This window comes from Halorubrum californiense DSM 19288, assembly GCF_000336875.1.
Lineage (GTDB): Archaea > Halobacteriota > Halobacteria > Halobacteriales > Haloferacaceae > Halorubrum > Halorubrum californiense.
Genome location: NZ_AOJK01000021.1, coordinates 33,493 through 55,138 on the forward strand (window position 1 = coordinate 33,493; position 21,646 = coordinate 55,138).

A 21,646-nucleotide genomic window follows, 5' to 3' on the forward strand; every position below is an offset into this window, starting at 1 on the left:
GATTGAGATTCGGTTGGAAGGAACACTGTCACACGCTCCTTCCCCCCTCTATGAACGCCGACGAATCGTCACTCGGCCGCTGTCCGGAATGTGGCGGGAAGATCTCGGAAGCGTGGGTTCTTCTTGAGTACCAAAAGAACGACGGTACCGAGGGCGTGTGGACTGAGTGCCCGACATGTGGGGACGTTGTAGCCCCGGAGTAGTCGCAGACAGCAGAGTAAAGTGCGCTACGTCGCGTCTACAGTGTACGGTATTCAAATGAAGATTTCAGAGGAACTTCGGTGTCTGTTCTCGGGGAAGGTCGAAGAGCGTGATGGGTCATATGTAGTAGAGGTACCAGAGCAAGAACTCCGCCTTGGTGAGCTACAGGCGGACGAGACGTACCGTGTGGCTGTTCTGCCAACACCTGCGACCAACGAGGTAAATATCACTGACGCTACCACCGAGCCGGAGCAAGCGCCACAGACGCCCCCTGTCGAAGAGGGTGAACAACGTACCGTCGAAATCGAAGATATTGGCGACCAAGGTGACGGTATCACGCGTGTTGAGCGCGGCTTCGTCGTTATTGTTCCCGACACCAAACAGACTGAGCGTGTCACTATCGAGATTACAGATGTGCGCGAGAATGTCGCCTTCGCCGAAGTTGTCGAGCGCGTCAGTTACTACGAGTAGTCTGAGTCGCTAATCCTTTTTGTCTTCTCTGGGTAGTGTTGTAGCCGAATCTGTCGGACAGGAATAGGTGGCTTTGTTGACTCTGTTGAGATCCCATTCTTCAGATATATTCTCACCTGAAACAGCCGGTCGATGAGAACTGCTTACACACCACGCATTCTCAAGCTCGTGGTTACGGAAGATCGGGGCAATAATCGATTCTATAAACCGGGTGTCTCTGCTGCCAGCGAGGTAAACTAACGGCCCCCATCCCGGATAGCTACAGCTACACTTTCACCACGCTTCGCGTAATTATACAAACCTCCGATAAGAACCATCAGAGAACAGAATGCCGAATTTTCCGGACTCTCATCAAGAGGAAATCATCGAACGAATTGGGGAGAGAGCAGAGACCGTCGAAGAACGACTTGAAGATATCTCCCGGGGGCGAACTAACCCCTCGTTAGACGACCTCACAATCCATTCTGCGAAGAAATATCGTCTCGGGATTGTTTTTGTCGATATCAACGACTTCAGCAACTACATGAGTAGAAATGACGACGAAGACACGCTGTTTATGCTGAACGTATTCATTCCCGAAATTATGGAACTGGTCCGTGATTTTGATGGGAAACTTGAGAAGAACACAGGGGACGGCATTCTCGCGTATTTCGGTGCAGGTGAAGATGATGGAGATGCGGTCGAAACACTGTTAGAGTACATCGCTACCGTAAAATGGGCGTTGAAGTACCATGTTAATCCGGAACTAGAGGACAACGACGTTGAGACGATATCGATCAGCACCGGGTCAGCGTACGATACAGTCTACATCTCACGCATCGGTGCTCACAGCGGCAACCAGCGGATGAACCGGTTAACAGCAGTTTCAACTGGTGCGAATATCGCGTCAGAGCTTGAAGCGATGGCAGAAACAAACCAGCATTACGTGAACGATGGCATCTATGAGTATTCAGACGACGAGAACGGGTGGGGACAATACGTGAAACATGTTGGTAAGCACAACGGGTATACCTGGGGCAGTCCGCTGAAAGGACAAGACACCGCTCAGTACTACAAATTCACCGGGGTTTGGCAGGAGTAACCTATGTCGTCACCGCCCACTGACTTTTCGACGCAAACACTCTCCCATCTGAACGAATACATCAAATTTGCTGATCAGAAGGCGTCTGTCCTCCTAACGGGACAATTAGCATTTCTCGGCCTGTTCGTAAACCTCCTTAACAAAAACTGGGTTGGGGCCAGTATCGAGTTCAAGATCCTCGCAGCGGTGACGATCGGGGCTACCTTACTCGCAGGGGTTTCCGCAGGCTGGGGGATCTACCCGCAGACAGAGCCTTCTGGCGAGGCATTGCTATTTTGGGAAAACATCAACGCGAAGTCTCTCAATGATTATGAGTCTGAGATCAAGGATTTGGACGAGGATGCAGTGTTGTGGGAGTTGATCGAGGAGAATCACTTGTTAGCGGAAGTCGCATCTAACAAATATTGGCGTTTAAAGGTTTCCTTAGTTTCGACGGCGGGGACTGTGTTCTTCGCTACATTATCTACGGTTTCTATGTTCTGGCTTGGGTGAGTGAACCCCTGTACAGTTTCGCCGTTTGACCCGAATTTGTCAACGCCGCGCGGCCAGTAGGACCAACTTCTCTCATCGCCCATTTGCCGAACCCACCCTCTGTATCTCGCACGTCGCTCCTACTCAGTAACCAACAGGACTTCGACCAAGGTGTTACTTTGCTCCTCTGTATTCGACAAGTCGCTACTGTCCCAATACAGTTAGATCGCGGCTCCCTCTATTATTCCTATACCCTGTATCGACCGCAGTAGGGTCAGAATGTATCACTTACTAAGGATTTCAACAAAGCCAGAATTTCGAAGAGTATCGAGAGACTGCTCGGCGTGCCAGATGGATCGCCTTCTCGGTAAAACGCAGAATCTGCGACTTCGGGAGGGTTTTCATCTCATAGAATTACAGGACGAACATGTAACTCTCTGAGGATTTCAACAGAGCCGCTTTGTTTTACTCGTTGCCCGTCTCCGTCTCACAGACCGATTCGAAGTGGCGAATGAGTTGCGCCAGCCCCGAAGTGGTGTCTCCTCTGTCCACATGCTTGCTTCTCTCGTGATACGTAACCGCGCCGCTCTCTTCGAGCGTCTCTAAGTGTAGCTGGGTCAGCGCGATGTACACGTTCTTCCGCTCTTCCGAGCTCACTTCGGGGATCTCCTTGTTCGCCTCGATGGCCGCAATCGCCTCGGCCAGCTCTCCCACATTCATCTTCTCATCCCGATCCTCGATGAGCGTGATGATGTGTCTTCGGCGGCTGTTTGTGATAACCGATACGGCGTCTTCGACGGTCAGTCGAACAGAGTTATCCCTGCTCCACAGTGTAGGTTGTATTGCTGTCATAGCTGGTGGCAGCGTGGTTCCGGCGCTCTATCGCCGGGGCCGTTGTAAGACCAGTTCGGAATGATCCTCTGGTTAAAAGAGTACTTGGATAGTCACTCGACAGCCCGATTTTTGCGGCGGCTGGTTCGAAGCGACTGGGGCGATTGATTCTCTTAACCAACATTCTGAGCAGTGTTGGTTAGACTCGACGTCTGACGGGGCGTCGGCACTTTACACAGGTATTTTATACTGAACCCAGTTGGCCGAGGCAATGAGTTCGATAGACACGTCCGGAGCGCGCTTCCACGGCCTCAGAGACGATGAGGTGAAGATCTTGTACCTGGTCGCCAGGTGGTTCAACTCCAAGCCCTACCACATCGGGGAGCAGAAACTCCACATCTCTCAGGACCAGGAGCTCCCGCTGCGGGATATGTTCGATGGGTGGAACAGCCGCGAGTACAGCGACTACGAAGATGCGCACGCTCGCGTTCTTGCCAGAGACCTCGTCGATGAGGCTGTTGCTGTACTCGTCAAAGAACTACTGTAACGGTATCTCTCAGTGTCACTATTCAGATACTGGTCAGGTGAACTAGCCGTGGAGGAATATTACTAGCCTCTGAATTCTACGGTATAGCCGTTGTTGAGAAGTGCTTCGACAAGGTCATCATCAGGCTCGATTTTGAATTCGTGGGACGATTTTATTATGACTGACGCTGATCCCTCACAGTCGTCGTTAGGTTAATGAAACTAGACAGGGTCACGGCCACAATATATTAAATATCGATCAATATTTATCTGAAATATTCAAAATAGCCTAATTTAAGCATCATAATCTGATCGTTCCTGAGTTTTATACGTCACTACAGGTTTAGATATATCATGTCGAAAAAAGTACCGTCACAGGCCCAGTTTTGGGAAATTCAAGAGAATGGTCTACGCCTTCTCTATATTGTTACACGCTGGTTCAACGGAAAACCAATGAATATCCGTGGAGAGAAACGACGCATCGCTACACACCATGATCTTCCACTTAATGAACTCTTTCGAGGCACTGATTTGGGTTATGAGCAACACAGTCGAGCTCACGAGCGCCTACTAAACAACGGGCTTCTTCAGGAAGAGTACGTGTGTCGTCGTAAGATCGATTGGGGGTTGACCCAGCGAGGTCGTCAAGCAATCCGTGATGTCCTAAAACCGTCGGCAGATAATCTGCGACCCGAGTGGGCGGATGAAGACGACGAGGGACCACTGTTTGGTGATCCAAACGAGGGTGTCACTCACCGGAAGGGCGTCGAAATTGCTGGCTATATGCTCCCCAAGATGGCGTGGGCATGGAGTATGGAGAGACACGGTCGTCCATATGGCGTTGAATGGTATCCTACCGATAGCCGCGGCGAGTCCTGCCATGATCTCCATATCGATACAAATGAGCATATGACCGATGTCGGTGTCGAAGTTATCACTGACAGCAACAATAAGGACCGCCTAGTGGCGAAGTGGAAACGCCTCCAAAATGAAGACCGCACTACCTTCTGGGTCTTCGACAGACGCGAGACTGCATGTCGACTTTGGAACGAACTCGACCGCCGCGGTATATCTTATCTCGACGGGCAGTTCAATAACCATTGTAATTGGAGTGCGGGAGCGATTAACCGCAAAGTCTGGCGGTCGTCAGACAAATATCGACAGGAACCTGCAGGCGACATCATACAAACTGTTACTGGTCTCTTGGAGGGCGACAAGGACACCGTTCAGGATCTATTCGAAGAATACTACTCAAGAAAATGATATAGGTGTAAGATCGGTTTTTGGCGGGTGAATCCCGCACCACCCATGGGGGGGACAACAATATGGAACTTTACGCAGAATTTGGATAGTTTAAGACCGCCGTTTTAAGCTCTGTATTGGCTCTGTAAGAGCGTAAAACAGAAACACACACCCTGCGTAGAGATTAAGTGCTAATTTTCATCCCCCCTTTACGCAGGTACGTGTAATAATCCAATAATGTTCTACCTGCAATATGTTCGTACCATGAATCAGTCCCCCAGACACACAATCTGTGTGTCTTGCTGGCACCTTTCAAGAATTGTCTCTCGATTCCGGTCAATCTAGCTCTATTGAAATCCTCTTTTTCGGCTCTGCGTGGTAGGCAAGGACACAATGGTCATGGTGAGAGTACGGGTGACGGGTTGCCAGCACGACCGTGCTACTATACAGTGTTGACAAAGCCACAGGAACTTACAACCGGTACCGGTTCGGGAGCTGCTCGATTACTCTTTTGCTGATGTGCGGGGGGTTGTTAGTTCAGTCGCCGGTAGGCTATCCCATCCGGGGGATCAGGAGGGTTAACTTACTCCTGTTTTGGAACGATAACCTAATAATTGCAGTCTCAACTGGAACCCGAGCGCGGAGACCACCAACCGCGAGGTGTTGTTGGCGATCGAGAACGAGTCGGTCGCGGACTTCTACGCCCGCGCGTACGCCGCCGACTGGCGCGGTGGCGGCGTCCAGCTTCCGATCGCCTTCCTCGGCGGGTTCGGCGTCGCGCTCGCGGTGGCCGGCGCCGTCGCTCGGCGGGAGATCGCGTTCGGCTGAAAAGCGGTTCCGTTGTGCGGGCTTCGACCTCTCAGTCGTCGAGCGCGATCGTCGACGAGAGCGCCTCGTCGATCTCGGCGCTCGCCATCTTCTCGACGAGCGCCTCGATCACCTCGCTCCGGCGCCCTTTCACGAACTTGATGGAGCCGACGACGAGGTGGCCGCCGCCGGAGACGCCGGCCTCGGGCAGCTCCTCGTTCAGCTCGGTCACCATGTTCGGGATGTCGAGGCGAACCCCGTCCGAGCGGAGGACGCAGAAGTCCGGGCCGTAGCCGATGGTGATGACGGGGTCGCCGGTCTCTTTCACCTTCGCGTCGTGGAGTTCGCCGGTGGTCTTGCCCGGCGCGGGGTAGGTGAACCGGTGGGCGTACTCGTCGAGGTCGATCCGGTAGAGGTGTGCGCCGGAGGCGAGCCGCTCGTGGTCGACGTGGTCCTCGACGGCGTCGAGCTGGCGCTCCACGTCGCGCTCGGCGCGCTCGGAGAGGAACTCGACGAGCTCCTCGTGGCGGGCCTCGTCGTCGCAACCGACGTTGAGCGCGTCGTTGACCAGCGTCTTGCCCTCGGAGTAGCGAAGCCAGTGGGCGGCGTAGTCGAGCGCCTCGCCGATGTCGAGGAGATCGGACTCGTCGTAGCCCGCGCCCTCGGCGAGCGCGACGTAGTCGTCCATCGCCTCGGCCTTCGAGCGGTCGGAGAGGCCGGCCACCGCCGGCACGTGTTCGAGTTCCTCGGTGAGCGAGGGGTCGACGAGCCGGGCGAGTTCGACGCACATCATCCCCGTGGTGACCCGGTAGTCCTCGCCGTGGAGGTAGGGGTTCACGTGGGCGTCGAGCAGCGGCTCGACCGCCTCGGGGTCGGGGTGGTGGTGGTCGACGGCCGCGATGGGGATGTCGTAGTGCGCGAGGTTCTCGTAGGCCGGCACGTCCTCCTCGGTTGACCCGTTGTCCAACATGAGGAGGAAGGGGAGCTTCTGCCCGTGGCGGGCGCGGCCCTCCAAGGCGAAGTTGAGGTCGCGGGTGACGTCCTCCATCTCGTAGTAGGGCGCCTTGCTCGGGAGCCGCTTGAGGAGGTGCCGCGGCGAGTCGGGGTCGCCGTGGACCTCCTCGATCAGGTTCTCGACCGCGAGCTGGACCGGAATCGCGGCGCACATCCCGTCGCCGTCGGCGTGGTGCCGGACGCGGATCGGGCGGCCGGAGAAGACCGTCCGGCGGAGCAGCCGCGCGAGTTCGCGGAGGTCCTCGTGGATCGGCTCGAACGCCTCCCACTCGACGAGGGGGTCGACGTCGGCTGGCTCGGCGCGCTCGTCGAGGGCCGCCTCGAATCGCTCGCGGGCCTCGGCGGCGCGTTCGTCGGGGAGCCGCTCCAGCGAGTCGACCTCCAGTTGGAGCGCGCCCTCGCGGCTCTCTATCGTCCCGGAGACGTGGACCATGTCGCCGACCTCGACCTCGGGGTACGCCCGGACGCCGGCGGACTCGAAGGCCGCACAGGAGAGGACCCCGGAGGCGTCGGCGACGGCGAAGATGGTGGGGCCGCCCGTCTGTTTCGCTTGGACGACCTCGCCCTCGACGGTCACCTCGTCGCCGGGGGCGAGCCCGCGGACCCGCGAGACAGTCGGTTCGTGGGCGACGGTCTCGGTCCGGTAGTCGTCGGGGTCGACGTCGTCGAACGCGACGTCGCCGTTCTCCTTCACCTCGGTGAGTCGGACGATCAGCCGGTCGCCGACGGCGTAGTCGCCGTCGAGGTTCGACTCGTGGACGAGCCCGCTCACGGCGTCGGAGAGGTCGACGAACACGCCGTAGTCGACGACGCCGTTGACCTCCGCGTGGTACAGTTCGTCGACCGCGGCGTCTTCGAGGGTACAGTCCGGTGCCAGATCGTAGACGGTCGGGCGGTCGTCGGTCGCGCGCGCCGATCGGTCGTCGACCGTCCCCTCCGCCGCGTCGGCGTCGGGTTCGGGGCTCGAATCGCCCCGCGTGCCGGAATCCCCGGCGGTGTTTTCGCTCATGGACACGTCTCGGGAACGGCCGGTGTTAAGCCTGTTCTCTCGGGGCTCACGGCACCGGACGCCGCGCTTCACCCACCGAGCGTCCGCCGCGCGTCCCGCGGTCCGGAACCCCTATGAGGCGACGGCGACTTATCTCGCTCATGCGACTGTTCCGCTCGGACGAGCTCCTCGGGATCGCCCGAGAGACCCTGGAGTTCGTACTCGAGGCGAGCGAGGAGACGCACCCCAACGAGTACATGGGGTTCCTCCGCGCGGACGACGCCCGGAAGCTGAACCTCGACCGGGACGGGCAGGTGATCACCGACGTACTCGTCATCCCGGGGACGGAGTCGAGCCCGACGAGCGCCAGCGTCCGTACCCACATGAAGCCGAACGACATGCGCGCGGTCGGGTCAGTTCACTCCCACCCGAACGGCGCGCTGCGGCCGAGCGACGCCGACCTCGCGACCTTCGGCCAGGGGAAGGTCCACATCATCGCCGGCGCCCCCTACGGCTGGGGCGACTGGAAGGCGTTCGACAACGACGGGAACCAGACCACCCTCGAGGTCCTCGACGTGGAGGTGCCAGACGAGCACTTCTTCGATTTCACCCAAGAGGACATCGACCGAGAGCTCGACGAGCGCGACCGCGGCGGCTTCCTCTCGTGGTTCAGATGACCCGGGTCGTCGCGCAGGGGACGTTCGACCTGCTCCACCCCGGCCACGTTCACTACTTGGAGGACGCGGCGACGCACGGCGACGAGCTCCACGCCATCGTCGCCCGCCGCACCAACGTCACGCACAAGCCCGCGCCGGTGCTTTGCGCCCGCCAGCGGCGCGACATGGTCGCCGCGATCGACGCAGTCGACGAGGCGCACCTCGGCGACCCGGAAGACGTGTTCGTCCCCATCGAGCGGCTCGACCCAGACGTGATCGTGTTGGGGTTCGACCAGCACCACGACGAGGCCGACATCGCCGACGCGCTCGCGGACCGCGGTATCGACTGCCGGGTCGAGCGCGCGTCGGGCCGGGAGCCGAAGCACGAGGACGAACTGCTCTCCAGCGGCGACATCGTCGATCGGATCCTCCGAGAGCGCGGCGGCGACGCGGACGCGAACCGGGACTGATAGCCCCCGCTCGGGCTCGCGTCTTCCCCCCGCGCTCGCCCCCGTTTTGTCGAAGCGCGGAACATATATGGGTCCGATTCGTAATCCACGCCACGTGACGCTCCCAGACAGATTCCCCGCGGTGTTGGCCGCGGCCGCGATGGGCGTGTACCTCCTCGTCGTCGTCGGCGCGACCACCTCCCTCACGGAGGCGGCGTCGGCGTGCGGCGGGTGGCCCGCCTGCGGGACCGGGGCGGCCCTCCCGACGGCGACCGAGGGGTGGATCGCCCTCGGCCACCGCGCGCTCGCGGTCGTCGTCGGCCTCCTCGTCGCCCTCTCCGCCGCGCTCGCGTGGCGCGACGGCGCCGACCGTCGGGTCCGAGTCGCGCTCGCCGTCGCGCTCGTCGTCTATCCGGCGCAGGCCGGGGTCGGGGCGCTCGTCGCGCTCGGCGACCTGCCGGCCGCGCTCGGCCCCGCGCACCTCCTCCTCGGCATCGGGATCTTCGGGGCCGTCCTCGCCGCGCTCGCTTGGTGGCTTGAGGCGGAGACCGGCGACCCGGACGACGCGCCCGACGAGTTCGAGCCCGGGACCGACGACCTGCCGCCGATCGAGGAGGCCCCGGAACCGGAGATCCCGTCCGCCACGCTCCCGCGGTTGAAGTCGACCGTGACCGCCTACTTCCGGCTGATGAAGCCGCGCCTGATGTGGCTGCTCTGCCTCGTCGCCGCCGCCGCGATGGCGCTTCGGGGCGGCCCCGGCTTCACCCCGTACGCGGTCGGGGCGACGCTCGCCGGCGGCGCGCTCTCGATCGGCGCGTCCGGAACGTTCAACCACGTGTTCGAGCGCGACGTGGACAAGCGGATGCAGCGAACCAGCGACCGGCCGCTCGCGACGGACCTCGTCCCGGTCTCCCACGCCCTCGCGTTCGGCGGCCTGCTGACGGTCGTCTCGCTCGGGCTGTTCTGGACGGTGAACGCGCTGACGGCCGCGCTCGGACTCGTCGCGATCCTGTTCTACAGCGTCGTCTACACGCTCGTCCTCAAGCCGAACACGGTCCAGAACACCGTCATCGGCGGCGCGGCCGGCGCGCTCCCCGCGCTCATCGGCTGGGCCGCGGTCACGGGCGAGGTCGGCGGCGGCGGCCTGCTGCTCGCCGCGGTCATCTTCCTGTGGACGCCCGCGCACTTCTACAACCTCGCGCTGGCGTACAAGGACGACTACGAGCGCGGCGGCTTCCCGATGATGCCCGTCGTCCGCGGCGAGACCGCGACGCGCCGGCACATCCTCTGGTACCTCGGCGCGACGCTGGTCGCGGCGGTCGCGCTCGCCGCGGCCGCCGACCCGCTCGGCGCGCTGTACGCGGTCGTCGGCGTCGGCGTCGGGGCGGTCTTCCTCTGGATGGTCGTCCGGCTCCACTACGAGCAGACGGAGGACGCGGCGTTCCGCGCGTTCCACGCCTCGAACGCTTACCTCGGCCTGCTGCTGTTCGCCGTCGTCTTCGACGCGCTGGTGGTCTGAAGAGGTTCCCAGTTGTCTGAACCGGGACGACAGCGACCCCCGCTTTTAATCGGACTCGCCCCGTACGGTCGGCTATGACACGCGTCGAAATCGAGTACTGCGTTCCCTGTGGCATGTTGAACCGCGCGCAGGACGTCTCGGAGGCGATCCTCAAACAGTTCGGCGAGAGCATCGACGAGGTCGCCCTGGTGACCGGCGATGCGGGCGTGTTCGTCGTCCGCGCCGACGACGAGGTCGTCTTCGACAAGGAGGAAGACGAGTACGACGTCGACGCCATCGTCCGCGCGGTCAAGCCGCACGTCGGCGCGACGGCGTAGTCGGTTCCGACACGCGGTGTCGTCGAGCGGGGTGCCGTCGAACCCTGAACCCGATCGGTGACGTTGGGTGTTACCGCACCACAAGGTAATTGTTCCTCGCCGACAAATAGCCGTGACGACGCCCAGCTCATCGGAGCGGACGCGGACCGAGACCGCCGCGTCCGCGGACCGGCCGTTCGACGCGGACGTCGCGGCCCCCGAGAGCCGGTCGTGGCTCGCGCGGCCGTGGTTCCGGTCGCGGTTCGGCGTCGGTATCGTCGCTGTCGATGTCCTCCTCACCGTCGCCCTCGCCGTCGCCGCCTCGGTGGCGGTCGACGCCCCGTTCGCCGGCGTCGACGGCCTCGGTCCCGGACTCGTGCCGCCGTTCGTCCCCCTGTTCAGCCTGCTCGGCGCGCTGGGGTTCGTGTTCACGGCGCTCACCGACCGGTTCGACGCGGCCGTCGGCACGCTCGTCCGGTACAACCTCCGGCTCCCGGCCGCGCTGCCGCTCGGCGTCGGGATCTACCTGCTCTCGGACGTCGTCCTCGACCAGGGCGTCGCCGACGTGCCGCTCGTCGCGGGCGCCGTCTTCCTCTCGGGGCTGTACGTCAACCTCGCGTGCGTGCGCCTCGGGGCGCTGGCTCGCCGGCTCCTTCCTACGAGCGACGGTCGTGGAGAAAGCGGCTCCGGGGGCGACGAGGGGTGACGGACCGGCGGGCCGCGGCGGCTCAGTCGGGATTGAGTCCGCGGCGGCTCAGTCAATCGGGTTCGCGGCGGCTCAGTCGGGGTCGAACACCGCCCGCGCGGAGTTCGTCACCACGAGGAGGCTGCTCGACGCCATCGCGAGCGCGGCCAGCAAGGGGTTGAGCAGGCCCGAGAGTGCCAACGGGATCGCGACCGCATTGTAGACGAACGCCCAGCCGAGGTTCTGCTTCAGCCGCCGGTTCGTCCCGCGCGTGACCGCGAACAGCTCCGGGACCGCGGAGAGCCGGTCGTCGAGCAGGACCGCGTCGGCGGCGTCGGCCGCGAGGTCCGTCCCGGAGGCGATCGAGATTCCGAGGTCGGCCGCGGCGAGCGCGGGAGCGTCGTTGCTCCCGTCGCCGACCATCGCGACCGACCCGTCGGCGCCGAGCCGCCGGACCGTCTCGGCCTTCGCCTCCGGCGGCACCTCGGCGAACACCTCGTCGATCGCCGGGTGGTCCGCGAACCGCCTCGCGGCCGCGGGCGCGTCGCCGGTGAGCACGACCACCCGACGCCCGTCCGCGTCGAGGTCGGCGACGACCGCCTCCCACCCGTCGCGCACCTCGTCGCCGACCGTCAAGACGCCGCGGACGCGGCCCTCCCAGCCGACGTAGACGGGGACGTTCCCGCGGTCGCGGGCGGCCGTTCCCGCCTCACGCAGCCGGTCGGAGACCGCCCAGCCGCGCTCGTCGAACAGGTCGGGGTGCCCGACGACGACCTCGTCGCCGTCGACGCGCCCCGCGACGCCGCGGTCGAAGACGTCGACGTCGGTCGCGGCGGGGGCGTCGAGCGCGCCGGCTCCGGGGGGCCCGCCCTCCGCCGAGTCCGCGGCGGTCGCGCCGCCGTCGGCCGCCGGTCGCCCGCCGGTCGAGTCGTCTTCCTCGCCAAGCACGCCTGCGACGATCGCCTCGGCGACCGGGTGGACCGAGGCGCGCTCGACGGCGGCCGCGCGCTCCCGGACGCGCTCGACCGAGGTCTCTTCGTCTCCGGTCGCGTCGAGCAGCCGCATCTCGCCGTCGGTGAGCGTCCCGGTCTTGTCGAAGACGACGGTGTCGACGTCGGCGGCCGCCTCGAAGACGGCGTCGGAGACGACGACGATGCCCCGCTTCGCCGCGTCGCGGATCCCGGCGGCGACCGCGAGTGGCGTCGCCAGCCCGAGCGCGCACGGACACGAGACGATCAGCACCGTCAGCCCGACGAGCGCGGCGTCGAGCGGCGTCGAGCCGAGTGCGAGGGTCGCGGTCGCGCCGACGGCCGCGACCGCGACGACGAGGGGGACGAACACGGTCGCCAGCCGGTCGACGAGCCGCTGGATCCCGGAGCGGGAGCTCTGGATCTCCCACAGCAGGCGGACGAGCGTGTCGAGGGTGTTCGCCGCGTCCTCGCCCACCTCGATCACGACGGGCGAGTCGGTGACGACGGTCCCCCCGCGGACCGGGTCGCCCTCGCGTTTCGTCGCCGGGAGCGACTCGCCCGTGACGAGCGCCTCGTCGACCGCGGCGGTCCCCTCCGCGACGGTCCCGTCGAACGGCACGCGCTCGCCGGGGCGCACGAGCAGTCGGTCGCCGGGGGCGACCGCGTCGGCGGCGACGGTCTCGCCCCCCTCCGTCCGGACGGTGTGGTCCTCGGTCGTCGTCAGGTCGGCGAGCAACCCGGTTGCCCGCCGCTTGATGATCGACTCGTAGTGGTTGCCGGCGGTGACGACCAAGATGACGGCGATAGTCACGTCGAAGTAGAGATCAGTCCGCCCGACGAGCAGCGCGAGCGTGCTGTACGCGTACGAACTCGCGGCCGCGAGCGACACGAGGAGGTCCATGTTCGGCTGTCGGGCCCGCAGGCTCACGTACGCGCCCCGCAGGATAGGGTAGCCGGTGTAAAAGAGGACGATAGAGGAGAAAATCCAGATCTGTGCGAAGAGGTAGGTGCCCGACACCCCGCCCAGTTCGATGATCGGCTCGTACCCGAAGTAGGTCGGATACAGGAAGAGCACGTACCACAGCATCGCCATCATCCCGAAGAACCCGCCGCCGATCAGGAACCGCACGACCGCGTCGTCCTCGTCCGCGTCCGGGTCCGCGCGGTCGCTCGCCGAGTAGCCCGCGACCGAGAGCCGGTCGGGGAGTTCGTCGGCGCGGACGGCCTCGGGGTCGTAGTCGACCCGGATCGTGTCCGTCGCGTAGCTCGCCTCCGCGGCCGCGACCCCGTCCTGCTCGCCGGCCGTCATCTCCAGGAACGATTCGCAGGTCGCGCAGTGCATCCCGTCGACGTGGAGGAACGTCGTCTCGCCGTCGAACTCTTCGTCCGGCGTCGCGGCCGGCCGCCGCTCGTCGAGGTCGTCGAGGTCCGCGGCGTCGTCGAGCGAGCGCGCGACGGCGAGACACCCCCGGCAGCAGAACTCGCCGTCGACGTCGGGGGCCGTGTGCGGGTCGTCCCCGGTCGGGAGATCGCAGAGTGTACAGCCTGTCATTGGTGGTCCGTTCGCGGTCGGTGGGGCGGTTCGCGGACCGGGGGCGGCGAGTCCCGCGGTTCGGATCGATTACGCGTGTTCGGAGTCGGCCGAGTCGTCGGCGAACCCCGGGAGGGTCCCGCCGGTCGCGATCCGGAGGCTCGCCCAGATGAGCAGGACGTTCACCAGCGTCACCGCCACGACGAACTCCGCCCGGTCGGCGATGAACACCATCGCGGGGACGAGTCCGCCAAGGACGAGGAGTACGGCCTGTTGGATCGAGAAGTCCATGCCGTAGCCATGCGCTCGCCGGAAATATATAACACCCGTGTTTTCAGGGTGCGAGAACGGGTAGATCTTATATGCCTCTCTACTGTCAAGGCCGCTTATGGGCCAAAGTGAGGCAGCAAACGCTCCAACTGACGATGTCGGCGGCGAGGGAGAGGATTTCGACCCGATCGGCACGCTCACGCTCATCGGAATTTACTTCGCAATCTTGGTACTCGCGTGGGTGTACATCTACTTCGTAGAGTTCCTCGGCCGGGACCTCGTGGTGGTGGGGTGATCAGACGTGCACATCCACGCCTACGAGAAGCTTTGGCTGGCGCTGTCGATCGTGCTGATCCTCGCGCTCGTCGGCACCGTGACCTACGGCGCCGTCGGCCCCGGGGTGGCGATGGTCGCCGACTCGCAGTCGACGGTCGATCCTGGGGCGCTCGACGAGGACGAGCGGTTCTCCGAGCCCCGGGTCGAGCAGGTCGGCGAGAACGAGTACGAGGCGTACGTCGTCGCCTACCAGTTCGGCTTCGAACCCACGCCGATCGTCGTGCCGGCGAACAGCACCGTGACGTTACACGTCACCTCTCGGGACGTGATACACGGCTTCGAGGTGGTCGGCACGAACGCGAACACGATGGTCGTCCCGGGCGAAGTCTCGGAGATAACGGTCGAGACCGACGAGCCGACCGAGTACGGCCTCCTCTGTAACGAGTACTGCGGGGCCGGCCACCACGTGATGGAGGGGAAGATCCACGTCGTGAGCCAGTCGGAATTCGAGAACCGCGGAGGTGATTCGGAATGAGCACCGCGATCGAGTCGGAGCCGACGTTCGTCGACAAGTTCCCGGACGAGGCCCGGGTGGTCCGGGCGGCCTTCATGAGTTCTTTCTTCGCCCTGTTCCTCGGCGCGATCTTCGGGATCATCCAGACGCTCCACCGGACCGACGTCGCGCGGATCATCCCCTCGACCGACTACTACACCGTCCTCACCGCGCACGGCGTGTTCATGGTGATCAGCTTCACGATCTTCTTCCTCGTCGGGCTGTTCACCTGGGCGCTGACGCGCAGTCTGGACCGGCCCCTGATAAATATCAAGATCACGTGGACGTGGTACGGGCTGATGGCGGCCGGCATGACGCTCACCGGGATCTCGATCCTCGCCGGCTTCGTCGACTCCATCGACATGAGCGCGGACGTGCTGTACACCTTCTACGCGCCGCTCCAGGCTCACCCGCTGTTCTACGCCGGGCTCGCCGTGTTCATCGTCGGGACGTGGATCGCGGGCGCGGACTGGTTCCGGACGTTCCTCGCATGGCGGCGAGAGCACCCGGACGAGCGGATCCCGCTCCAGACGTTCATGGTGCTGACGACGATGACGATGTGGTACATCGCCTCGTCCGCCGTCGCCGCCTCCGTCCTGCTGTTCCTGCTCCCGTGGTCGCTCGGCTTCATCGATCAGGTGAACCCGACGCTCACGCGGACGCTGTTCTGGTTCTTCGGCCACCCGGTCGTCTACTTCTGGCTCATGCCGGCGTACATGCTCTGGTACACCGTCCTGCCGAAGATCGCGGGCGGCCGCCTCTTCAGCGACCCGCTGGCGCGGGTCGTGTTCGTGCTGTTCGTCCTCCTCTCGACGCCGGTCGGGATCCACCACCAGTACCTCGACCCGGGGATCGCCGAGGGGTTCAAGTTCATCTCGATGACGAACACGATGTTCCTGCTGCTCCCCAGCCTGCTCACCGCGTTCACCGTCGTCGCGAGCGTCGAGTACGGCGCCCGCAAGAACGGCGGCACCGGACTGCTGGGTTGGCTCACGAATCTCCCGTGGCGGAAGCCGGCGTTCACCGGGATGATGCTCGCCGGACTGATGTTCGCCGCGGGCGGCTTCTCTGGAATGGTCAACGCGGGGATGAACATCAACTACCTCATCCACAACACGCTGTGGGTGCCCGGCCACTTCCACCTCACCGTGGGAACCGCGGTCGCGCTGACGATGATGGCCGGGACCTACTGGATCTGGCCGCAGATCAGCAACAAGCCGATCTACAGCAGTCAGATCGGCCTGTTCCAGGTTGTCCTCTGGTTTATCGGTATGGCGCTGATGTCGAACGCGATGCACGCGCAAGGGCTGCTCGGCGTCCCGCGTCGGACCGCCGAACCGGAGTACTCCGGCTTCGACTACCCGACGATGTTCGGCGGCTTCGAGGAGCTCAACATTCAGATCGCGATCGGCGGGACCCTGCTGTTCGTCTCGACGATCCTCTTCCTCGGGAACCTCGTGTTGACGATGGGGAACCCGAAGGTGTCGGGACTCGCGGAACCGCTCCCGAGTCCGGTCTCCGGCGCGGAGGACGCCCCGAAGGTGCTCGATAACCTCCGCCTGTGGGTGAGCATCGCGCTGACGCTCGTCGTCCTCGCGTACGCGCTGCCGATCGCGGCGATTATCAACCGCGGCGGACTGCTCGGACCGGGCGTCGGCACCTATCCGGTGTGGGTCGCGCCGCTCTTCGACGCGCTCGCGAACGCGGCGGCGACGCTGCTCGGCGCGGTCGGCGACGCGTCGGCCGCGCTCGCCGAGGTGGTCCGATGAGCGTCGACGTGAGCCGCGGCGGGCTGCTCGTGACGCTCGCGATCTTCGGAGTGATCGTCTACGAGCTCCGGACCGTGCTCGACTTCGTCGGGATCGAGCTGCCGATCATCCCGTACATGGCGGCCGTCTTCGTCCTCGCCGGCGCCTCGGTCTGGTACGTCACGCTGAAGGGCGGGTGGCGCACCGAGCCCGAGGCCGACGAGCCGGCGTAGCGACCGGGCCGGTCCCGTCGGCGCTTCCCCGCCTTTCTCTCTTCGAACATCGACCGCGTCGACGGAAGGGGTTATCACCGTCGACGCCCAATAATGCGTATGGGATCCAATACTGCTTCGAACGCGTCCGAGGCGTCTCCCGCCGGATCGTCCGGGGCCGACCGCCCCGTTTCGCTCGCGGACGCGGACGCTCTGGACGCCTTCGTCGCCGACGCGGACGCCGCGCTCGTGGAGTTTTACACCGACGGCTGCGGCATCTGCGCGAGCATGGAGCCGATGATCGGGAACGTGGCTCGCGGTACCGAGGCCGACCTGGCGGTCGGCCTGGTGAACCCTCGCGACGACCCGCCGCTGGTCGAGCGGTTCGACGTGCGGAGCGTCCCGCTGTTCGTCCTCTTCGTCGACGGCGAGCCGACCGCGCGGCGCGCCGAGGGGTTCATCCCGGGCGACGACCTGACGGCGTGGGTCGACGAGCACGCGGCGTGAGGCGGTGACGATGCCCGCGCGGAACCGTCGCCGATTACGGTGAGGATTCGGACCGACGGAACCCTTTTGAGCCGGAGCGGCGTACTCGGAGCCAGTATGGGACTGGGCTCGGACATGTACCGGCAGCAGATCCTCGACCACTACAAGAACCCGCGAAACTACGGGGAACTCGAGGACCCGGACTTCACGCACGTCGGCGAGAACCCCTCCTGCGGCGACACGATCCGGATGGACGTCCAACTGGACGACGACGAGGAGACGGTCGAGGCGGTGCGGTTCACCGGCGACGGCTGCGCTATCTCGATGGCCTCCGCGAGTATGCTCTCCGAGCGGCTCCACGGGATGCGCGTCGACGAGCTCGACGCGCTCGACACCGACGACGTCACCGAGATGCTCGGCGTCGACATCTCGCCGATGCGCGTCAAGTGCGCGGTGTTGGGGCGACAGGTCGCGCAGGACGGTGCGAAGATCCACCGCGGCGAACTCGACCCGGACGACGACCGCACGGTGACCGAGGAGTAGCGCTCGCGGTCGACGGCCGCCGTCGGCTCTCGCGCCCGCCCGCCCCGAGCCCACCGGACTTTTGCCCGCGAACCACGTTCGTCCGCCCATGAGCGACGGCTTCGACAAAGAGGCGGAACGGGAGAAGCTCCGCGAGAAGTTCGCGGAAGACGAGAAGAAGCGCGAGCACACCCAACAGATGTCCGAACTCCTCCTGAAGGGCGCGACGATGACGAACCGCCACTGCGAGGAGTGCGGCGACCCGATATTCCGGTACGACGGCCGCGAGTTCTGCCCCACTTGCGGGACCGAGGTTGGGGGCGCCGCCGAGGCGGGCGACGCTCCGGCGGAGGCGGACGGGGCTCCGGCAGCGGCAGGCGAGACTCCGGGCGAGGTGGACAAGGCTCCGGCCGTCGAGACTGAAGCGGCGGCCGGTGCGACCGGCACGAACGCCGAGGGCGTCGACGCCGCCGCTGAGAACGGCGCGGTCGGCGATAACGCGGTCGGCTCCAGCGCGGACGACGCCGGCGCGGTCGACGCCCGTGCGAGCGAAGCGACCGGGTCGCAGTCGCCTCCGTCGACCGCCGCGCCGTCGCGGGGGTCGGCGTCGCCGCAGGAGTCGGCGCCGCGAGGGTCCGAGCCTCGACGATCCGAGCCGCAGCAGTCTCTCCCGTCGCGGTCGGCCGACGACGCCGAGGGCGTCGGCGCCGCTCGCGCGTCGCTGACGCGGACGTTGACGCGGTTCGCGCGCGCTGCCGAGGAGACGGACGACCCGCGGCGCGCCCGCGACCACCTCGAAGCGGCCCGCGAGGCGGCCGAGGCGCTCGCGGCGCTGAATCGGTAGCCGGCGACGCGGCGGTCGCTCGAACGGGCTTGGGGAGAACTCGGTTGGGGAGAACGGGGCGACGGGAGCGACGGGAAAAACGGAAGAGACGAGAGAGACGGACGGTCCGCTTCGGTCGCGGCGGCGTCAGGCCCGGACCGGCGAGCCGGCCGGTTCCATTATCGCCCAGCTCGGCTCATCGCCCAACAGCGCGTGGACGATCCGGACGACCGCGTCGAGGTTCGCCTCGCTGTCGGTCTCGCCGCGCTCCGCGCGCCGGACGAACTGATCGACTTGCTCCAGCGTCACGGTTCCGGCGGCGACGGCGCCGGTGATCGTCTCCGTGTCGCTTTCGAGGACGTTCAGCAGTTCGGGCGACGGATCCGGGTCGGACGGGGCGGGGCGCGACGAGCGGTCGGCCTTTGCGGTGGTCACTGTGATAGTTACTACACAGAGAGTTAATATATTAGTGCCGGTACTCCTCGGATCTCTGCTATTTTCTGCGAACCGGCGTCGCTCGGCTGTACGTAGCTGACCCGATATCGACGAGAAACTCCGCCAAAGCCTCAATCGATCGTTCATACACGGATGTCGACTGATCGACGGCGAACACCCCAAAGCCCCAGCCGCGAGGACTCGATGCGCTCGTTGCGGTCCTCGGTCGGTCGCTCATTTCACTCGCTCCCGCCCTGCGGTCCTTACGTCGCGCGTCTTCGTCCTCGCGGCTGCCCCTTTGAATCCCACCCGACCGCGACCGCACAGCACCTCACGCCTCCCCAGCCTCGTCGCTCGCTGCGCTCGCGACTCCCTCGCGCGTGCGACTCGCGCTCTCCGGGCGCTTGTCGGCACGCGCCACCGCAGTTCTCTTGATAAATGAACCGCCGCTACCGCCCGCTCTCGACGGCGACGCGCATGTCCTGTGCCAGCCGTTCGGCGCGGTCGGCGTCGGCGGACTCGGCGTAGATCCGGATCTTCGGCTCGGTGCCGGAGGGGCGGACGAGCACCCACGCGTCGCCGTAGTCGAGCCGGTAGCCGTCGGTCGTGTTCGGTTCCGCGTCGGCGGTCTCGACGTACGCCCGGGCGGCCGAGAGCATCTCGTCGCGCTCGTCGTCGTCCTCGTACTCCACGTTCGCCCGCACGAAGTGGTAGTCGCTGTACGGCGCGACGACCTCGCTGACGGGCGCGCCGTCGGCGTCGGCGAGCAGTTCGAGGAACCGCGCGCCGATGTACGCGCCGTCCCGCGAGAGCCGGTACGGCGGGAAGAAGACGCCGCCGTTGCCCTCGCCCGCGACCGGAACCCTCGTCCCCTCCTCGTGGAGGTCGCGCGTCCGGGTGATGATGTTCGTGGCGCCGATGGGCGTCAGTTCGAGGTCGGCGTCGTTGTCGGCGCAGACGTCGACGAGCCGCTGGGAGACGTTGACCGCGCTGACGACCGCGTCGCCCGGTTCGAGGCAGGCGTCCGCCAGCGCCGCGAAGGACGTGTCGCCGTCGACGAACTCGCCGGTCTCGTCGACGAAGACGGCCCGGTCCGCGTCGCCGTCGTGGGCGATCCCCACGTCGGCGTCGGAGGTCGCGACGAGCCGCCGGAGGTCCTCGAGGTTCTCCGGGACCGGCTCCGAGTCGCGGCCGGGGAAGTGGCCGTCCGGCGTCGCGTTGACGGTCAGCACCTCGCAGCCGAGTTCGCGGTAGACCCGCGGGGACGCGACCGAGGCCGCGCCGTGGCCCGAGTCCACCGCGACCGTGAGGTCGGCGTCGGCGATCGACTCGCGGTCGACCGCAGCGATCAGCTGGTCGACGTAGTCGTCGACGACCCCCTCGACCGGCGTCGTCGCGCCCGCCGCCCGCCAGTCGGCGTGGTCGTACTCGTCGTCGAGGACGCGCCGCTCGATCTGCTCCAGCACGTCGACGGAGAGCTCCACGCCGTCGTCCCCCACGAGCTTGATCCCGTTGAACTCCGGCGGGTTGTGCGAGGCGGTGACGAGGACGGCGGGGACCTCGGCCGCCTCGCAGTAGTTGCCGACCGCCGGCGTGGGGACGACGCCGAGGCGGTCGACGTCGCACCCGACCGCGGCGAGCCCGCTCGCGGCCGCGTTGGCGAACAGCTCGCCGGTCGTTCGCGTGTCCCGCGCGACGGCGACGCGGTCGGCGTCCCAGGCCGTCCCGGCCGCCTTCGCGATGTCGAGGACGAGCGCGGGCGTGAGATACCGCAGCGCGACCCCGCGGATGCCGCTCGATCCGAACAGCTCCATGCGAGCCCATCTGCCGGCCGAGGGGAAAGCGGTTCCGAACCGCCCCGACCGAGGCGTCCCCGATGGCCCCGGCACCCGTCTCGCCGCGACGCCCGCCTGGTCGCGACGACGCGTGCGGTTCATGCCGGTGGCGCCCGTTCGCCCCGTATGGACCACACGCGACGCGGCGCGCTCGCCGGGGGCGCGTTCGCCCTGTCCGTCGCGACGGCGGGCTGTCTCGACTTCGCGGCGGGCGACGGACCGCAGGGCCCAGAGGGGACGCCGGCGACGCTGACCTGCGAGGACGACGAGTTCGTCCGCCTCGACCGGCCGTTCGAGGACTCGGTCACCGAGACCCTCGTCGAGACGGGCGAGACGACCGTGGAACTCTCCACCGAGGGGGCGACCGAGACGTACGGCCAGTCGCTCCGACTCGTCCTCCGCAACACCGGGAATGCTCCCGCCGCCACGCTCGGCGAGTCCGCCTACTCGCTCCAGCGCGAGACGGCCGAAGGGTGGCTCGACGTCCGCGGCTCCACTTCGGGCGAGGGGGTCGAACTCCCTCGGGCCGAGGCGTCGCTCGGCACGAGTTCGGCGTACTCCTGGGATGTCACGCTGACCGAGTCGGGGATCGCCGACGCGGTCGACGGCGTCGACCTGGCCGTCTGTCCGCCGCTGGGCGACGGCACCTACCGGTTCGTCTACTGGGGGCTCGTCGACGCGCCGCCGATCGGCGCGGAGTTTGAACTGGTGGGGTGAGGCCGGTTCGACGCGAGCCGGTTCGACGCGA

The 21,646-nt window shown here is 65.3% G+C and carries 25 protein-coding genes and 2 pseudogenes; 20 read left to right on the forward strand and 7 right to left on the reverse strand.

From position 1 onward, the window contains the following. Positions 1-50: 50 nt before the first annotated feature. The 4 genes from C463_RS20275 to C463_RS04165 all read left to right on the forward strand — a co-directional run bounded on the left by C463_RS20275 (position 51) and on the right by C463_RS04165 (position 2,245). Positions 51-203, forward strand: coding sequence for a DUF7837 family putative zinc-binding protein (locus tag C463_RS20275; protein ID WP_008441316.1), 153 nt, complete (start codon positions 51-53; stop codon positions 201-203). Positions 204-258: 55 nt separating this feature from the next. Continuing rightward, positions 259-672 carry a TRAM domain-containing protein gene (locus C463_RS04155; RefSeq protein ID WP_008441317.1) on the forward strand — a complete coding sequence of 138 codons (414 nt, stop codon included), beginning with the start codon at positions 259-261 and terminating at the stop codon, positions 670-672. A 328-nt stretch (positions 673-1,000) separates the two neighbouring features. Further along, complete coding sequence (locus C463_RS04160; protein ID WP_008441320.1) at positions 1,001-1,753, forward strand: adenylate/guanylate cyclase domain-containing protein; 753 nt, start codon at positions 1,001-1,003, stop codon at positions 1,751-1,753. Between the two features lie 3 nt (positions 1,754-1,756). Continuing rightward, the gene (locus C463_RS04165; protein WP_008441321.1) at positions 1,757-2,245 is read left to right on the forward strand and encodes a Pycsar system effector family protein; all 489 of its coding nucleotides are present in this window, start codon (positions 1,757-1,759) and stop codon (positions 2,243-2,245) included. Between the two features lie 291 nt (positions 2,246-2,536). On the opposite strand, the pseudogene C463_RS18405 reads toward C463_RS04165, so the two are convergent. Next, positions 2,537-2,629: pseudogene (locus C463_RS18405) on the reverse strand (IS5 family transposase); the annotation flags it as partial. A 60-nt stretch (positions 2,630-2,689) separates the two neighbouring features. Further along, positions 2,690-3,076, reverse strand: a complete 387-nt coding sequence (locus tag C463_RS18410) for a DUF7344 domain-containing protein (RefSeq protein WP_008441322.1) — start codon at positions 3,074-3,076, stop codon at positions 2,690-2,692. A gap of 250 nt (positions 3,077-3,326) precedes the next feature. Between C463_RS18410 and C463_RS04175 the strand changes: the two genes are divergently transcribed. From C463_RS04175 to C463_RS17445, 3 genes and pseudogenes are all read left to right on the forward strand, one after another. Further along, positions 3,327-3,602, forward strand: a complete 276-nt coding sequence (locus C463_RS04175; RefSeq protein WP_008441326.1) for a hypothetical protein — start codon at positions 3,327-3,329, stop codon at positions 3,600-3,602. 332 nt (positions 3,603-3,934) lie between these two features. After that, positions 3,935-4,843 (forward strand): hypothetical protein, encoded by a 909-nt coding sequence (locus tag C463_RS18415; RefSeq protein WP_152422366.1) that lies wholly within the window; start codon positions 3,935-3,937, stop codon positions 4,841-4,843. Between the two features lie 597 nt (positions 4,844-5,440). Then, positions 5,441-5,650: pseudogene (locus C463_RS17445) on the forward strand (phospholipase D-like domain-containing protein); the annotation flags it as partial. A gap of 31 nt (positions 5,651-5,681) precedes the next feature. Here the strand turns inward: C463_RS17445 and C463_RS04185 are convergent. Next, complete coding sequence (locus C463_RS04185) at positions 5,682-7,652, reverse strand: DHH family phosphoesterase (protein ID WP_008441330.1); 1,971 nt, start codon at positions 7,650-7,652, stop codon at positions 5,682-5,684. Between the two features lie 140 nt (positions 7,653-7,792). Between C463_RS04185 and C463_RS04190 the strand changes: the two genes are divergently transcribed. The 5 genes from C463_RS04190 (at position 7,793) to C463_RS04210 (ending at position 11,257) form a co-directional block, all read left to right on the forward strand. Continuing rightward, the gene (locus tag C463_RS04190; RefSeq protein ID WP_008441331.1) at positions 7,793-8,308 is read left to right on the forward strand and encodes a Mov34/MPN/PAD-1 family protein; all 516 of its coding nucleotides are present in this window, start codon (positions 7,793-7,795) and stop codon (positions 8,306-8,308) included. Continuing rightward, on the forward strand, positions 8,305-8,757 hold the full coding sequence (locus C463_RS04195; RefSeq protein WP_008441332.1) for an adenylyltransferase/cytidyltransferase family protein: 453 nt from the start codon (positions 8,305-8,307) through the stop codon (positions 8,755-8,757). Before C463_RS04190 ends, C463_RS04195 begins: the two co-directional genes overlap by 4 nt. A gap of 94 nt (positions 8,758-8,851) precedes the next feature. Continuing rightward, a complete protein-coding gene (locus C463_RS04200) occupies positions 8,852-10,255 on the forward strand; it encodes a heme o synthase (protein ID WP_008441333.1) in 1,404 nt (467 codons plus the stop codon). 74 nt (positions 10,256-10,329) lie between these two features. After that, positions 10,330-10,572, forward strand: a complete 243-nt coding sequence (locus tag C463_RS04205; RefSeq protein ID WP_008441335.1) for a SelT/SelW/SelH family protein — start codon at positions 10,330-10,332, stop codon at positions 10,570-10,572. Positions 10,573-10,684: 112 nt separating this feature from the next. Beyond that, on the forward strand, positions 10,685-11,257 hold the full coding sequence (locus tag C463_RS04210) for a hypothetical protein (protein ID WP_008441337.1): 573 nt from the start codon (positions 10,685-10,687) through the stop codon (positions 11,255-11,257). A gap of 72 nt (positions 11,258-11,329) precedes the next feature. On the opposite strand, the gene C463_RS04215 is transcribed toward C463_RS04210, so the two are convergent. Both C463_RS04215 and C463_RS04220 read right to left on the reverse strand, forming a co-directional pair. Further along, positions 11,330-13,759: a heavy metal translocating P-type ATPase gene (locus tag C463_RS04215; protein WP_008441339.1), complete on the reverse strand. Its 2,430-nt coding sequence runs from the start codon at positions 13,757-13,759 to the stop codon at positions 11,330-11,332. A gap of 69 nt (positions 13,760-13,828) precedes the next feature. Beyond that, positions 13,829-14,029, reverse strand: coding sequence for a hypothetical protein (locus tag C463_RS04220; RefSeq protein WP_008441341.1), 201 nt, complete (start codon positions 14,027-14,029; stop codon positions 13,829-13,831). A 97-nt stretch (positions 14,030-14,126) separates the two neighbouring features. Here C463_RS04220 and C463_RS19145 point away from each other — a divergent pair, with 97 nt between their 5' ends. The 7 genes from C463_RS19145 (at position 14,127) to C463_RS04250 (ending at position 18,649) form a co-directional block, all read left to right on the forward strand. Continuing rightward, positions 14,127-14,303, forward strand: a complete 177-nt coding sequence (locus C463_RS19145; protein WP_007345353.1) for a hypothetical protein — start codon at positions 14,127-14,129, stop codon at positions 14,301-14,303. A 6-nt stretch (positions 14,304-14,309) separates the two neighbouring features. After that, on the forward strand, positions 14,310-14,819 hold the full coding sequence (locus C463_RS04225; protein ID WP_008441348.1) for a cytochrome c oxidase subunit II: 510 nt from the start codon (positions 14,310-14,312) through the stop codon (positions 14,817-14,819). Further along, positions 14,816-16,606 carry a b(o/a)3-type cytochrome-c oxidase subunit 1 gene (locus C463_RS04230; protein WP_008441349.1) on the forward strand — a complete coding sequence of 597 codons (1,791 nt, stop codon included), beginning with the start codon at positions 14,816-14,818 and terminating at the stop codon, positions 16,604-16,606. Before C463_RS04225 ends, C463_RS04230 begins: the two co-directional genes overlap by 4 nt. Continuing rightward, a complete protein-coding gene (locus tag C463_RS04235; RefSeq protein ID WP_008441350.1) occupies positions 16,603-16,818 on the forward strand; it encodes a hypothetical protein in 216 nt (71 codons plus the stop codon). The genes C463_RS04230 and C463_RS04235 overlap by 4 nt, the downstream gene beginning before the upstream one ends. Before the next feature lie 99 nt (positions 16,819-16,917). After that, entirely contained in the window at positions 16,918-17,304 is a 387-nt protein-coding gene (locus C463_RS04240; RefSeq protein ID WP_008441351.1) for a thioredoxin family protein, read from the forward strand. A gap of 96 nt (positions 17,305-17,400) precedes the next feature. Next, positions 17,401-17,826, forward strand: a complete 426-nt coding sequence (gene sufU, locus C463_RS04245) for a Fe-S cluster assembly sulfur transfer protein SufU (protein ID WP_008441352.1) — start codon at positions 17,401-17,403, stop codon at positions 17,824-17,826. Between the two features lie 88 nt (positions 17,827-17,914). After that, positions 17,915-18,649, forward strand: a complete 735-nt coding sequence (locus tag C463_RS04250; protein ID WP_008441353.1) for an Sjogren's syndrome/scleroderma autoantigen 1 family protein — start codon at positions 17,915-17,917, stop codon at positions 18,647-18,649. 126 nt (positions 18,650-18,775) lie between these two features. On the opposite strand, the gene C463_RS04255 is transcribed toward C463_RS04250, so the two are convergent. Continuing rightward, a complete protein-coding gene (locus tag C463_RS04255) occupies positions 18,776-19,063 on the reverse strand; it encodes a hypothetical protein (RefSeq protein ID WP_008441354.1) in 288 nt (95 codons plus the stop codon). Positions 19,064-19,512: 449 nt separating this feature from the next. After that, positions 19,513-20,877, reverse strand: coding sequence for a phosphoglucosamine mutase (glmM, locus tag C463_RS04260; RefSeq protein ID WP_008441355.1), 1,365 nt, complete (start codon positions 20,875-20,877; stop codon positions 19,513-19,515). A gap of 147 nt (positions 20,878-21,024) precedes the next feature. On the opposite strand from glmM, the gene C463_RS04265 reads away from it, so the two are divergent. After that, a complete protein-coding gene (locus C463_RS04265; RefSeq protein WP_008441356.1) occupies positions 21,025-21,615 on the forward strand; it encodes a hypothetical protein in 591 nt (196 codons plus the stop codon). The last annotated feature ends 31 nt before the right edge of the window (positions 21,616-21,646 follow it).

Coding starts and splice junctions, on each gene's coding strand:
- C463_RS04240 (WP_008441351.1), top strand. CDS start 16,918: ATGGGATCCAATACTGCTTCGAACGCGTCCGAGGCGTCTCCCGCCGGA.
- C463_RS04155 (WP_008441317.1), top strand. CDS start 259: ATGAAGATTTCAGAGGAACTTCGGTGTCTGTTCTCGGGGAAGGTCGAA.
- C463_RS18410 (WP_008441322.1), bottom strand. CDS start 3,076: ATGACAGCAATACAACCTACACTGTGGAGCAGGGATAACTCTGTTCGA.
- sufU (WP_008441352.1), top strand. CDS start 17,401: ATGGGACTGGGCTCGGACATGTACCGGCAGCAGATCCTCGACCACTAC.
- C463_RS04205 (WP_008441335.1), top strand. CDS start 10,330: ATGACACGCGTCGAAATCGAGTACTGCGTTCCCTGTGGCATGTTGAAC.
- C463_RS04215 (WP_008441339.1), bottom strand. CDS start 13,759: ATGACAGGCTGTACACTCTGCGATCTCCCGACCGGGGACGACCCGCAC.
- C463_RS04250 (WP_008441353.1), top strand. CDS start 17,915: ATGAGCGACGGCTTCGACAAAGAGGCGGAACGGGAGAAGCTCCGCGAG.
- C463_RS04265 (WP_008441356.1), top strand. CDS start 21,025: ATGGACCACACGCGACGCGGCGCGCTCGCCGGGGGCGCGTTCGCCCTG.
- C463_RS04160 (WP_008441320.1), top strand. CDS start 1,001: ATGCCGAATTTTCCGGACTCTCATCAAGAGGAAATCATCGAACGAATT.
- C463_RS19145 (WP_007345353.1), top strand. CDS start 14,127: ATGGGCCAAAGTGAGGCAGCAAACGCTCCAACTGACGATGTCGGCGGC.
- C463_RS18415 (WP_152422366.1), top strand. CDS start 3,935: ATGTCGAAAAAAGTACCGTCACAGGCCCAGTTTTGGGAAATTCAAGAG.
- glmM (WP_008441355.1), bottom strand. CDS start 20,877: ATGGAGCTGTTCGGATCGAGCGGCATCCGCGGGGTCGCGCTGCGGTAT.
- C463_RS04175 (WP_008441326.1), top strand. CDS start 3,327: ATGAGTTCGATAGACACGTCCGGAGCGCGCTTCCACGGCCTCAGAGAC.
- C463_RS04165 (WP_008441321.1), top strand. CDS start 1,757: ATGTCGTCACCGCCCACTGACTTTTCGACGCAAACACTCTCCCATCTG.
- C463_RS04195 (WP_008441332.1), top strand. CDS start 8,305: ATGACCCGGGTCGTCGCGCAGGGGACGTTCGACCTGCTCCACCCCGGC.
- C463_RS04220 (WP_008441341.1), bottom strand. CDS start 14,029: ATGGACTTCTCGATCCAACAGGCCGTACTCCTCGTCCTTGGCGGACTC.
- C463_RS20275 (WP_008441316.1), top strand. CDS start 51: ATGAACGCCGACGAATCGTCACTCGGCCGCTGTCCGGAATGTGGCGGG.
- C463_RS04190 (WP_008441331.1), top strand. CDS start 7,793: ATGCGACTGTTCCGCTCGGACGAGCTCCTCGGGATCGCCCGAGAGACC.
- C463_RS04185 (WP_008441330.1), bottom strand. CDS start 7,652: ATGAGCGAAAACACCGCCGGGGATTCCGGCACGCGGGGCGATTCGAGC.
- C463_RS04230 (WP_008441349.1), top strand. CDS start 14,816: ATGAGCACCGCGATCGAGTCGGAGCCGACGTTCGTCGACAAGTTCCCG.
- C463_RS04235 (WP_008441350.1), top strand. CDS start 16,603: ATGAGCGTCGACGTGAGCCGCGGCGGGCTGCTCGTGACGCTCGCGATC.